This window comes from Kaistella sp. SH40-3, assembly GCF_030686865.1.
Lineage (GTDB): Bacteria > Bacteroidota > Bacteroidia > Flavobacteriales > Weeksellaceae > Kaistella.
Genome location: NZ_JAQYUS010000004.1, coordinates 118,022 through 129,724, shown reverse-complemented (window position 1 = coordinate 129,724; position 11,703 = coordinate 118,022). Strand labels below are relative to the sequence as shown.

The 11,703-nt window shown below is 34.8% G+C and carries 13 protein-coding genes; 5 read left to right on the top strand and 8 right to left on the bottom strand.

Annotation, left to right across the window (positions count from 1 at the left end; translation table 11 throughout):
* The first annotated feature begins 196 nt into the window (after window positions 1-196).
* On the top strand, window positions 197-679 hold the full coding sequence (locus PUH65_RS08205) for a hypothetical protein (protein WP_305519454.1): 483 nt from the start codon (window positions 197-199) through the stop codon (window positions 677-679).
* A gap of 543 nt (window positions 680-1,222) precedes the next feature.
* Window positions 1,223-1,738 (top strand): hypothetical protein, encoded by a 516-nt coding sequence (locus tag PUH65_RS08200; protein ID WP_305519452.1) that lies wholly within the window; start codon window positions 1,223-1,225, stop codon window positions 1,736-1,738.
* A gap of 38 nt (window positions 1,739-1,776) precedes the next feature.
* On the opposite strand, the gene PUH65_RS08195 is transcribed toward PUH65_RS08200, so the two are convergent.
* Both PUH65_RS08195 and PUH65_RS08190 read right to left on the bottom strand, forming a co-directional pair.
* Entirely contained in the window at window positions 1,777-2,418 is a 642-nt protein-coding gene (locus PUH65_RS08195) for an IS110 family transposase (protein WP_305519451.1), read from the bottom strand.
* A 36-nt stretch (window positions 2,419-2,454) separates the two neighbouring features.
* On the bottom strand, window positions 2,455-2,778 hold the full coding sequence (locus PUH65_RS08190) for a transposase (RefSeq protein ID WP_305519450.1): 324 nt from the start codon (window positions 2,776-2,778) through the stop codon (window positions 2,455-2,457).
* A gap of 427 nt (window positions 2,779-3,205) precedes the next feature.
* On the opposite strand from PUH65_RS08190, the gene PUH65_RS08185 reads away from it, so the two are divergent.
* Window positions 3,206-3,454: a type II toxin-antitoxin system ParD family antitoxin gene (locus PUH65_RS08185; RefSeq protein ID WP_305519449.1), complete on the top strand. Its 249-nt coding sequence runs from the start codon at window positions 3,206-3,208 to the stop codon at window positions 3,452-3,454.
* On the top strand, window positions 3,447-3,746 hold the full coding sequence (locus PUH65_RS08180; protein ID WP_305519448.1) for a type II toxin-antitoxin system RelE/ParE family toxin: 300 nt from the start codon (window positions 3,447-3,449) through the stop codon (window positions 3,744-3,746). The genes PUH65_RS08185 and PUH65_RS08180 overlap by 8 nt, the downstream gene beginning before the upstream one ends.
* A gap of 127 nt (window positions 3,747-3,873) precedes the next feature.
* Here the strand turns inward: PUH65_RS08180 and PUH65_RS08175 are convergent, their stop codons facing one another.
* Together PUH65_RS08175 and PUH65_RS08170 are read right to left on the bottom strand one after the other, a co-directional pair.
* Window positions 3,874-6,096 carry a M20/M25/M40 family metallo-hydrolase gene (locus PUH65_RS08175; RefSeq protein WP_305519447.1) on the bottom strand — a complete coding sequence of 741 codons (2,223 nt, stop codon included), beginning with the start codon at window positions 6,094-6,096 and terminating at the stop codon, window positions 3,874-3,876.
* Between the two features lie 118 nt (window positions 6,097-6,214).
* Complete coding sequence (locus tag PUH65_RS08170) at window positions 6,215-8,782, bottom strand: BamA/TamA family outer membrane protein (RefSeq protein ID WP_305519446.1); 2,568 nt, start codon at window positions 8,780-8,782, stop codon at window positions 6,215-6,217.
* On the opposite strand from PUH65_RS08170, the gene PUH65_RS08165 reads away from it, so the two are divergent.
* On the top strand, window positions 8,768-9,496 hold the full coding sequence (locus PUH65_RS08165) for an RNA methyltransferase (protein WP_305519445.1): 729 nt from the start codon (window positions 8,768-8,770) through the stop codon (window positions 9,494-9,496). The genes PUH65_RS08170 and PUH65_RS08165 overlap by 15 nt on opposite strands.
* Window positions 9,497-9,522: 26 nt before the next feature.
* On the opposite strand, the gene PUH65_RS08160 is transcribed toward PUH65_RS08165, so the two are convergent.
* The 4 genes from PUH65_RS08160 to cmk all read right to left on the bottom strand — a co-directional run bounded on the left by PUH65_RS08160 (window position 9,523) and on the right by cmk (window position 11,578).
* Window positions 9,523-10,020 carry a phosphoribosyl-ATP pyrophosphatase gene (locus PUH65_RS08160; protein WP_305519444.1) on the bottom strand — a complete coding sequence of 166 codons (498 nt, stop codon included), beginning with the start codon at window positions 10,018-10,020 and terminating at the stop codon, window positions 9,523-9,525.
* A gap of 2 nt (window positions 10,021-10,022) precedes the next feature.
* Window positions 10,023-10,331, bottom strand: a complete 309-nt coding sequence (locus PUH65_RS08155; RefSeq protein WP_305519443.1) for a hypothetical protein — start codon at window positions 10,329-10,331, stop codon at window positions 10,023-10,025.
* A 79-nt stretch (window positions 10,332-10,410) separates the two neighbouring features.
* Window positions 10,411-10,797, bottom strand: coding sequence for a YtxH domain-containing protein (locus PUH65_RS08150; protein ID WP_305519442.1), 387 nt, complete (start codon window positions 10,795-10,797; stop codon window positions 10,411-10,413).
* Between the two features lie 106 nt (window positions 10,798-10,903).
* Entirely contained in the window at window positions 10,904-11,578 is a 675-nt protein-coding gene (gene cmk, locus PUH65_RS08145) for a (d)CMP kinase (protein ID WP_305519441.1), read from the bottom strand.
* Between the last annotated feature and the right edge of the window lie 125 nt (window positions 11,579-11,703).

Below are 11,703 nucleotides of genomic sequence, written 5' to 3'. Positions count from 1 at the left end.
GATTTTAAAAAGACAATAGAAAGACGCTTTATTGAGCGTCTTTTTTGTTGTCTTTCTTTTTATTACAAGAAAGACGTGAATTTTTCCCTCCAAATTACTTTCAGGTCTTTTAACCCTTTTTATTAGGTGTTTTTCATGGGTTGGCTTCTAATCTTATAATTATCTTTATCCCATTAACCAATTAAAAAATAAAACTATGCCGCTCATTAATTTAAGAAGTGTACATCTTACACCAGCCGAAATCACCACCATCAAACAAGCGATGGTCGATTTAGAAACGACCTTGCAAAATATAAATGTTCCCCTGACCCCGGAAGATCGCAGCCGCTACGGCAGCATCAATGAACAAAACAAATTATTGGTAAACAAGGTAAAAGACTTTTATGTGAACAGTCCCGAACTTTCTGTAACCGATGTAGATTGGGTAGAGTTTGACCGCGATTATGAAAGCCGTGGTCATTATGAAAGTTTGATCGCACGTTTAGAGTCTCTGGCGCTCAACTTGCGCAATGCCAAAATCCTGCATGATTACGATAATTACCAAACGGCGCTATCAGATTACGCCTACACCTCGTACCGTGCTGGTTCTGGAACACCAGGTTATGAGACGAAAATGACTGAGCTTAAACAATTCTTTGCGAAGAATCCAAAACAAAAAGGAGCTCCAATTGTAGAGTAGCATCTCTAATTTAAAGAAAAGTAAACCTGCACCATGATTGATGCAGGTTTTTTTGTGTTATAAAAAACGAGTATTGTTTCATAAAGTTGGTTGTAATATACCTAATACCCCTAATTATACGCTCTGTCCCCATCATTTGTGGTTCCGAACGTATAATTATACGTAGGGTAACGTATAATTTGCGGTTCCGAAGGTATAATTATACGTTGGTGAGGGTATAATTATACGTCCCGAACGTATCGGGAGCGGTTGCGAACGTATAATTATGGGTAAACAACCGTAATTGATGATTTTTTTTGGGTGATGAGATGGCGTCTTGCAAGGATTTGCTTATTTCTAGAGCCTAACAATTTTAGTAAAAAAAGAAAATTATAATTATTTGTGATGATTAATCGAAATTATTTGTGTGGAAGGGGGGATAATTTAGAAATATATTATAAATTGGTATGATTAATAAAGATGATGGTTAAGAGACCTATCTATACCAAAAGGGAGGGATAGGTTTAACTGGGTTTCATCTATAAATAAGTTAGCAGTAATTTTATGAAAACAGATATCAAATTGGAAATCAACAATAAAACCGAATTTCATGCTTTACAAGATTTAATAATTGTTACCGTAATATTCTTCTTTTTGGGTTTGACAGTTTTATTTTATGCTGAACTTCCGTTTTTATCTCTAATTCTATTAGCATTTTACTTGATACTTTACCTTGCACCAGTAATTATCCTTCATTCTAATTATGAAAAATATAATAAGAACAAGAATCTAACTTTACAAAGTGATAAACTTCAATTTGGAAATGACGTAATCAATTATGAAAATATTGAAAAAATAACAGTATTTGGAACCTATCAATCAATAAATAAAACTTCCTTATCAAATCTTCCTTATCAATGTTCATACTTCTATATTGAAATAGAACATAAAAACATGAGTAAAATATATTTAACTAATCTTTATTCGAAAGATTTAATAGAAATAATTTCAAACAAAATTCCAAGTCAAATTATTAAACAAAAATTAACCAGCTTTCCGTTAATTAAAAACTCCTGCTAACATATTCTATGACAAAAAGCAAGCAAAAACTGAAAAAACTAAGCAGCAAATTTTTGTAGGTTGACAAAGTTTGATTCTCGTTGGATCACGGCAAATATTCTGTACACAATTTTACATTTTATGTTGTTTAAAACCAACATCGTATGCTTTCCTTCCGCTTTTTTTCGGGTGTAATAATCTCTCAGTTCAGGATCGTATTTAATTGCAGTGAGCGAAACCATATGTAGAAGCGATTTCATCTTTTTATCCGCCAGATGACTGACCCTGGTTTTTCCTTTAATGCTAGTTCCAGAGGTATGTTCGAAAGGTGCAACTCCCGAATAACACGCAAATTTTCTTCCGTTTGTGAATGCAGTAAAGCCTTTGGTCACCATTAAAAGGTAGTCGGAAGTGATCTCACCAATTCCGGGAATGCTTTTTAGAAGTTGCTGCTGTTTGTTCAGAACTTCATCTTCGCGAATCAGTTTTTTAATCTTCTCATCCAGCATTGCAAACTGTTTTTTTAGGTGTTTCACCGTTTGACGATTGATGGCTTTTACGCTGCCGAAAACTTCTTTCCTGAGGAACATTTCGTTTTCCATGGTTCTTTCAAAAACTTTAATGGCAGCAATGGTTTTCTCGCGTTCAGCAAATACGATTTTTAGTTGCTGCAGATTCAATTCCGGAAGTACGGAAAGCATGATTTTATCGGTGTTTCGTTTGGCGTAAAATGCAATTTATTTGGCGTCTACTTTATCACTTTTGCCACGTGTAATTCCCAGAGATCGTTTTATTTCCAGGGCTGGAACCTGCGCATAGTGAAGTTCACTTTCGCTTAAAACCATCGATAGCAGAGAGGAATAAATGCCTGTGTTTTCAAATACGAAAAGTATTTCCTTTAAATCGTGTCCGCCTTTTTTGAGGTCTTTTAAAAATAAGTTCAAGGATTTTTGGGTGTTGAGAATTTGTCCTCTTTCCAGCTGGTGATCTTCTGTTACCAGGCAATAATCGAGGGTTAATTTAGCCACATCAATTCCGAGATAAATTCTGTAATTTTTCATAATTTAGTAGGGTATTAAATTAATGTTGAAATTCTTTAAAATCTTTATTAGATCTGGGTAATCTGGTATTCTATCTAAAGCTGTTTCAACCTTTTAAAACAAGGCAGAGGACTGATATGTTATTTGAGACTTCTAATCTCTAACGGTATTTCTAGTTCACCTCTGTCTTGTTTATTTAAAGGTATTAATTTTATGAATGTAAAGTAAAGAAGGTATTTCTATTAGCGGGGTTGAAGTTTACATCATAAAATTTTTCGCTAGTTGTGCTTTTCGTTATATTTACAAAGACTTGTTATAAAAAGTCCCCGCCAACAGAAATACCCAAACGTTGGTGGCAATTTCATAAAAACCGTCTAAAATAAAAATAATTAATCTTAATTATTTGGGTACTTACCAATTTTTGGTAACTTTACAGAAAGATTTTGAAATGAAAAACACCTCAGTATCCCTCGGAAATTATTTTGACCAATTCGTTAGTAGCCAAGTTTCGGTCGGACGATATAAAAATGTTAGCGAAGTTATTCGTGCAGGACTTAGGCTCTTGGAAAATGAAGAAAGTAAAGTTATTGCTTTAAAAAGTGCTATCCAGCAAGGTTTGAATAGTCCAAGAGTTGAAAACTTTGATTTTGATAAACATTTAGCAGAATTAAAATCTGAAAAAAGAAAAAATGACTAAAGTTATATTTAGGCAAGAAGCAATAAATGATTTAACTGACATTTGGAATTATACTTTTCAAGAATGGTCTGAAAAACAAGCCGATAAATATTATGATGCAATTAAAGAGGCATGCGAATTTATCGTTGAAAATCCTAATCTTGGAAAAATTTATACTGAAATTAGCAAAAATTTGTTTGGTTTTAAATCTGGGAAGCACATCATCTTTTTCCATCAAATTTCTGAAAATGAAATAGAAGTAATTAGAATACTACATGAAAGAATGGATTTAAAAACTAACCTAATTGAATAAAGAAACTGCCACCTATAACTAAACTTTCGTTTTGTCTGAAAGACAAGAAATGAATTAACAGTCCCACGCTGCCGCACGAATCCTTTCGTGTGGTTTTTTTATAAATGCTTCTAGTAAATAGTAAACCCTAAAACTTCACCTTCAAAATAACTTCCTTGCCATCACGCAAAACCGTAACCGGAAGTTCGTCGCCTGAATTGACTTTGGCCAGACATTCCATATAAGAATAGACTTCTTTAATTTCGCATTTACCGATCTTGGTTAAAACATCGCCTGCCATCATTCCGGCATTTGCTCCCGGACGGTTATCGGTAACACCATCGATGTGAAGGCCATCTGTGGTATCGGCGTAACTAGGCATAATTCCCAACGTTACTTTGTATTTCGGAACCGATTTGCTTGCTGACATTTTGGTTTTGGTGAAAGGGATTTTTTCAGTTTCCGACAAAGCATTTGCTAAACCGAAAACGTAATTGGTAACCATTCTGACGCCATTAAAATTAATCTTATCCGTATCGTCACTCGGTTTATGATAATCGCTGTGCGTGCCGGTGAACATAAATAAAACCGGAATATCTTTTAAATAAAAACTGGTATGATCAGAAGGTCCAACACCTGAACTGTCAATTGCCAGGTTGATTCCCGCAGGTTTGAAGCGATGAATATAATCAGGAAATAGAGGAGAAGTTCCCACGCCACCAACAGATAAATCTTTGTCTTTATTGAGACGGCCCACCATATCCAAATTAATCATTAAATCGATTTTTGTTCCTTTCGGTAAATGGTCTGCCATATATTTGGAACCCATTAAACCATCTTCTTCCCCGGATAAAAGAGCGAAAATATAATTGGCTTTTTCTTGAGATTTATTTTGAGAAAACATTCGGGCTAATTCTAAAACTGCAGAAACTCCAGATGCGTTATCATCTGCACCGTTGTGAATTTGGCCGTCCGAATTCATTAAAGTAGAGTTGTGGTGCTCGTTTAAACCAAGATGGTCGTAATGCGCTCCGATCAATATTGTTTTGCTGGCTTTATTATCTAAATAGCCAATCACATTTCTGGCATTTACTTCTACTGAAGAACCATCTTCATGCGGATTTAGTTTTACCGAATATTCAAAAGGCTGGATATAATCTTTACCAATAAATGGTTTCAACTTTAGTTTTGTAAATTCTTTTGCAATATACTCTGAGGCTTTCTTTTCGCCCAGACTTCCGGCCAATCTTCCTTGCAAATCATCGGAAGCGAGGTAGGTAATATGGTTTTTTAAATTTTGTTCTGAGACATTTTCTGCTGTATCTGTATCAACCCAGTCTGCGATAAAAACGTTGGTTTCATTTGCTTTGTCCCCATTTCGATTACTGGAGAAAACGAGTTTCTTACCATCAGGTGAAAACATTGGAAACGCATTAAACATACTTTCGTAAGTGACTTGTGTTAAATTATTTCCATCGAGATCCACCGAGTAAATCTGGAAATCATATCCTCTGGTAGAATGATGATTTGAGGAGAATAAAATCTTTTTATCAGATGGATGAAAGTACGGCGACCAGTTCGCTTTTCCTAAATGAGTGACTTGTTTTAAATCGCTTCCATCAATATTCATGGTATAGATTTCCATTTCTGTGGGAGCAACGAGATGCTGAGCCAACAAATCTTTATAGTCTTTAATTGCTTCGGGCGTTGTAGGTCGCGAAGAACGGAAGACCAGTTTTTTGGAATCGTGAGAAAAGAAAGCGCCGCCATCATAACCTAATCCAGAAGTTAATTGCTTTAAATTTTTACCATTAATATCCATTCGCCATAATTCGAGATCACCTGTTCGGTCGGAAGTGAAAACAATATATTTTCCATCCGGAGAGACTACGGCTTCCGCATCATAACCTGGAGAATCGGTGAGTTTTTTAATTATTTTTCCGTTAAGGTCGGCAACGTAAATATCAAATTCTGCATAAACGGGCCAAAGGTATTTACCATCAGAACGAGGTGCAGGTTTTGCGGGACATTCTTTATTGGCTTTAAAAGTAGAGGCGTAGAGAATGTGTTTTCCATCGGGCATAAAAAAGGAACAGGTTGTTCTGCCCTCGCCATTAGAAACCATTTTCAAATCTTTGGTTCCGATGTTTTTTTTGGTTAGATCTAAAAGATAAATCTGATCACAGTGCGCCCCAATTAAAGGATTGGTAACCTGCATCGTCAGTTTTTTTCCATCAGGGGAAAAATAGGCTTCCGCATTATCACCACCGAAAGTGAGTTTCTGAATATTCTGCAGATTTTTTTCCTGAGAAGAAATAAAAATGGAGAGGCTTAAAAAAGCAATGTGGATAAATGGTTTCGCTAGATTCATATTTTTGTTTTGGTATTATCAAAGATAATAAAAATATGCCGGTGATTTTCCGGCATATTACTTATAAAAGTGATAAAAACTTACATTTATCTTAAAACAAATCTTTGAGAAACTCTCCTTAGAAAGGATATCCAAATGCAAAATTCAAGACTGGTTTCAGCGGTTGCCATTTGCTGATCACCCAGCGGTCGCCGGTTGGTTTATTTGGATCATAAACTTTGTAGGCAGCGTCTAACCTTAACGTGATATAAGCGACATTAATTCTGACTCCCAGACCAGTTCCAACTCCCATTTGCGAGAGGAATTTATTAAACTTAAACTGATCCCCGAAACCACTGTCTTTTAAACTCCAGATATTTCCGGCATCTATAAAAGCGGCGCCTTCAAACATATCGGTAAACGGCATTCGGTATTCTATATTAGTGGTTAGTTTTACATTATCCATCACATAGGAACGAACTTTCTCATCGAGTTGGGAATCTGCCGGACCAAGACCGCCGAATACACGCCAAGCACGAATATCATTAGATCCACCATTAAAATAAGACCGTACAAAGGGCATGGTAGAAGAATTGCCATAAGGAATTCCGATTCCGATGAACTGTCTTAAAGCCAGCGTTTGTTTTTCGTTATTAAAGGTGAAATATTTTCTGACATCGAAATCAAATTTTACAAACTGAGAATAGGGAATACTAAAAATAGTTCTGGATGGTCCGGAAACAATTCCATCTTCTCTTCTTCTGCTGTTGAATACGCTGAAAACATTTCCAGCCATTTCAAACTTTCCATTAAAATAGAAAGGGTTTGGTCGGTCTTTTTTACCGATTTCATTATAAACAAAATTATAGATCATGGAGGAAATAAGAATGTCCTGCGTTTGTCTGTCTTTGTTAATCAATGATTGCAGAAACGTATTCAGATCTGAAAGTTGTTCACCTGCCAAAGATTGCTGAAAGGGAATATCGTTTACAATTTGAGAAGAGAAAGCATCTGACGTGATCAAATTATTTTGAAAATCTTGCCACAAAGTCGGTGAATAAGTCTGGAATATTTTGTCGCGAATGCTTGCATCCTGGGGGAAAAAGTCATAGTAACGATCTTTGTTTTGCGTTAAACTTAACTGCGTATTGAAGACCGAAAGTCGGTGAGAAACGATATCATTAGCGTTAGCAAAGTAATTGAGTCCAGCATTAAAGCCTATTCTACCTAAGCCAATATTATCTTGAACCGTAGTTCCTAAAATAATAGAGGAAGTAGGCGAGTACCTTTTCGGAACGATTTTCCAAGTTTTAAAAGGAAGGAGTAATCTTGGAAAATTCAATGAGGCCTGTGCAGAAATTTCATACGCCAAAGTACGCTTGTCAGTATTTTTGGAACTAATCACGGAACCGAATGTTCCCGAAAGACTGGTGGTTAAGTTTTCTGCTCCGCCAAAAATATTTCGGCTCGTAAGATCGACTGAAGGCGAAACCCCGAAATTTAAAATCTGAGAATAGTTAAGATCGGTTGCAACTTTTAAATCGTATTTTGGAAGGGGCGCGAGATAATAACTCACATCTAAAATACTGTCACTTGATTTGCGAAGAATTTCATCATATTTTATAAGACTGAAATTATTCATTGCAGCAATATTTCTCTTTGTTAAATCGAGATTTCTCTGGTCATAAACTTCTCCCGGACGCAGAATAATTGGTCTCCACAATGCCAATGTTTTATATTGGTCATCGAGTTTGTAGAAGTTAATTCTTAAGAGTGAATCTTTTACTGTATCAACAGAATCGCTGAGTTTTTCTAGAAGATGAACTTTAACTTTACCAATAGTGGTAAGTTTATAAGGAGAATCCACAGAATCTTTGTGAATATCCATGGTCAAAGGAACATTTTTTCTACTTTGCAAAGTATCTGCGGTAAAATAAATTTCTTCATTAGAATTATTAAATTTATAGTACCCATTGTCTTTCATCAATTCGCCGATTCTTTTTACTTCTTTTTCTAAAACCTCCTGATCCAGAACTTTTTTACCGCGAACTAAACTTTTAGAAAGATTTTGCTCATAAATACTTTTGATCGAAGAATCTGGGATATTATAATAATAATCGCTGATATACGTGGGATCTTTATGGGTAATTAAATAATTTACCTGCGCCTTTTTAGCAGCAGAATCCAAATCTTGGCTAAATTTTACATCAGAATCCCAGTAACCTTTATAGACTAAATATTTGCGGATAGCGTTTGCACTTGCTTCCGTTTTACCTTGATCAAGAATAACTGGCGATTGCCCGATATTTTGTAAGAAACGTTCTGTAAAAAGACTTTTGCCTACATATTCCGGATGTTTATATTTAATAAAGAGAGAATCCCGAAGTTTCTGGTCGCGCATCTCATTCGGATACGTCATGTATTCTGCCAGAATAGAATCGTATTTTGGATTGGTTGCATTATACATCCACAATCCAAGGGGAAAAAGAAAAAGTTGTTTTTTATTCGGTTTTTGACTTACATAATCGGGGATTTCGTCTTCATGTACTTTTCCATCTTCATATCTGAAATTATTTTTGGTCAAAAGATATTCACCATCAGGAACTTTTTTCGTTGTACTACAAGCGTACAAAAAGATAATAGTGATTGCAGATGAAAAAAATAAGTAATACTTTTGAAAATATTTTGAAAAATGCTTACCGCTCATAAAATAAAAATTTTACAGTCTCTTGATAAAAAGAAGTTCAGACAAAAATACAATTTGTTTTTGGTTGAAGGTAATAAAACGATTAAAGAAATACCAACTTCTGATTACAGAATCAATGAGGTTTTTTCGGTTAATCCTGCAGATTCATCACTGGGAAACCTTACTGCAACAGAAATTACTCCGAACGATTTAAAGAAAATAAGTTTTCTTCAACATCCGAAAGATTCGGTAGCAGTATGCGAATTGAAAGAAGAATTGTTGCTGGAAGAAAGTGGTGTGCAGCTAATTTTAGATGGGATTCAGGATCCAGGGAATTTAGGAACAATTATACGTTTGGCAGATTGGTTCGGCATTTCTCAAATCATCTGTAGTGAAGATACCGCAGACTTTTACAATCCAAAAGTGATTCAGGCAAGTATGGGATCTTTTCTTCGGGTAAATATTGTATATCAGAATTTAGAAAATTATTTGACCAAAAATACCCAACCGATTATCGGAACCGATATGAATGGAAGCAGTTTTTATGATTATAAATTTCCTGAAAAATTCAATTTGGTTCTTGGTAATGAAGGAAACGGAATTCGTCCTGAGATTGAAAAATTATTGACCGATAAAGTCACGATTCCCCGTTTTGGGAAATCTCAAACTACAGAAAGTTTGAATGTTGCGATGTCTGCTGGAATTATTTTAGGTCAGATTTTTGGCAGAAAATAAGTCGAATAAATTCGACTTTGTTTTTTTTAGATCAATTGCTCAAAACTTGAAGTGGTTTTGCTTTTTTGATAAAGATCGATTTTTTTACGGATGAATCGTAAAGCATAAGGTGCTAAATAAATTAAAGCCAAACCGATTAATTTCTTCTTCCAACTTTTATTATTTAAATTTTTTCTTGCATAATTCCCTACAAAAGAAACAGCGCCAATTTTAAGTGCATTTTCTACAACACTCATTCCGGCATCACTTTTCACAAAACCATACACTGAACTTCTGCTCAGCAGTGAATCTTTAATATTGCCAGAAATTTCTTTAACAATAGAAGTTGTATTTAAAGATATTTTAGATTCTCCGTCTACAGTTGTATTTTCCTGTAAATATTTATCTGTAAATCCATTGGTTAAAGCGCTCAAACTTTCTTTTGCATTATCAAAAGTCAAAAGATCTTCTAATTCCGCCACTTCTTTTTTAAGCAATGCTTTTTTGCGTCTCAGTTCCTCCAAATTGTTATATTTCGTGCTCATCTTTAGGAATTTATAAATGTTATAATTTTATTTGCTACCTTAATTTTAATGAAGTTTCGGGCTGCAAAAGTGATTAAGATAATCAATAAATAAAACCCAGCCATGATTAAAATTCCGTAGGCGTAATTACCTAACCAGGAGCCAATCAATAAACCCAAACCAATATTAAAAAGGATGATGAAAAACAACGCCGCGATTGCTGCAAGTAAAAGATAGGTTAGTGTTCCTACTGTGATAGAGGACTTTTCAGTCACTTCCATTTTGAGCAGATCTATTTTTTTTGAGGCGAATTCTTTTACAATGTCAACCATAATATTTTTTTTAAATTTACAAAAAAAGGAACTTAAATAAAGTTCCTTTTTATTTTTTAGGAATTAATGGTTGGGAGAATTAAGATCTCAAACCGTCTAATTCATTCTCGACGTCTTCTACAACTTCTTTGGTTTTAGCAACCGCCTGATCTTTGTATTTATCATAACCATCTTTCACAGAAGTTACTACTTTATCAGCAGTTTCTTTAAGTTGAGTGGAGATATTTCCGTATTGGTCTTTTACTTTTCCAGATACGTCTTCGAACTGCTCTTTTGCTTTTTCAGAAACTTTACCATATTGATCAACTGCTTGATCTTTTAAATCATTTGCTTTGCTCTTGATTTTTTTTCTTGTTTCTGCACCTTCTTCTGGAGCATAAAGCATTCCAAGAACAACACCTGCTGCTGCTCCTGCTAATAAACCTGCTAATACACTCGCTGCGTTATTATTACCTTTTTTCGACATTTTAGTTAATTTTAATAGTTAATAAATTTTACCTCGATGGGATTTTCCATCTATTCTAAAGTTACAATTAATATACCAAATAAAAAAGAGGTAGTCTTAAAATATGTTAAATATCATTCAGATAGGATAAAATTAAATCAACAGTTTCGTTTTTTGTAAAATTCGAATTATCAATAACAATAGCATCTTCCGCTTTTTTCAACGGAGCGACTTCTCTTTCGCTGTCTGTTTTATCTCTCGACAGTAAGTTTTCTCTCACCGTGGTTTCATCAGTTTCTATTCCTAATCCCTTTAATTCTAAAAAGCGCCTTTTTGTCCGTTCTTCTACACTTGCTGTCAAAAAGAATTTAAAATCTGCATTGGGCAAAATTACAGTTCCAATATCGCGACCATCCATAATAACGCCGCCTTTTTCTGCCATACTTCTTTGAGCATCCAAAAGGAAATCACGAACTTCTTTTTGCAAAGCGATTAAACTAACTTTTTCAGAAATCTCGTTGGTTCTTATTTCAGTAGAAATATCTTTCCCATTCAGGAACATCACGAGTTCGGTATCGATGGGTTTAAATTCCAAATCGATTTTATTAAACCTGCTAAAGAGCTCAGGTAAGTTTATTTGACCATCAGGACCCAAACAATTTTTCAAGGCAAAATAGGTAATCCCACGATAGAGCGCACCGGTATCTAAATGAACCAAGCCCAGTTTTTGTGCGATAATTTTCGAAATCGAACTTTTACCAGTAGAAGAGTAGCCGTCGATAGCAATTACAGGTTTTCTCATAAGGCAAATTTCCTGATTTTTTTTGGAGGGAACAAATTAATTGCGGAACTTTAGTAGATATCTTCTTGATTGATTTTTTAAGCAATTGACTATTTTTTCAAACCTTTTCGTATCATAACTTATTA

Coding starts and splice junctions, on each gene's coding strand:
- PUH65_RS08205 (WP_305519454.1), top strand. CDS start 197: ATGCCGCTCATTAATTTAAGAAGTGTACATCTTACACCAGCCGAAATC.
- PUH65_RS08200 (WP_305519452.1), top strand. CDS start 1,223: ATGAAAACAGATATCAAATTGGAAATCAACAATAAAACCGAATTTCAT.
- PUH65_RS08195 (WP_305519451.1), bottom strand. CDS start 2,418: ATGCTTTCCGTACTTCCGGAATTGAATCTGCAGCAACTAAAAATCGTA.
- PUH65_RS08190 (WP_305519450.1), bottom strand. CDS start 2,778: ATGAAAAATTACAGAATTTATCTCGGAATTGATGTGGCTAAATTAACC.
- PUH65_RS08185 (WP_305519449.1), top strand. CDS start 3,206: ATGAAAAACACCTCAGTATCCCTCGGAAATTATTTTGACCAATTCGTT.
- PUH65_RS08180 (WP_305519448.1), top strand. CDS start 3,447: ATGACTAAAGTTATATTTAGGCAAGAAGCAATAAATGATTTAACTGAC.
- PUH65_RS08175 (WP_305519447.1), bottom strand. CDS start 6,096: ATGAATCTAGCGAAACCATTTATCCACATTGCTTTTTTAAGCCTCTCC.
- PUH65_RS08165 (WP_305519445.1), top strand. CDS start 8,768: ATGCTTACCGCTCATAAAATAAAAATTTTACAGTCTCTTGATAAAAAG.
- PUH65_RS08170 (WP_305519446.1), bottom strand. CDS start 8,782: ATGAGCGGTAAGCATTTTTCAAAATATTTTCAAAAGTATTACTTATTT.
- PUH65_RS08160 (WP_305519444.1), bottom strand. CDS start 10,020: ATGAGCACGAAATATAACAATTTGGAGGAACTGAGACGCAAAAAAGCA.
- PUH65_RS08155 (WP_305519443.1), bottom strand. CDS start 10,331: ATGGTTGACATTGTAAAAGAATTCGCCTCAAAAAAAATAGATCTGCTC.
- PUH65_RS08150 (WP_305519442.1), bottom strand. CDS start 10,797: ATGTCGAAAAAAGGTAATAATAACGCAGCGAGTGTATTAGCAGGTTTA.
- cmk (WP_305519441.1), bottom strand. CDS start 11,578: ATGAGAAAACCTGTAATTGCTATCGACGGCTACTCTTCTACTGGTAAA.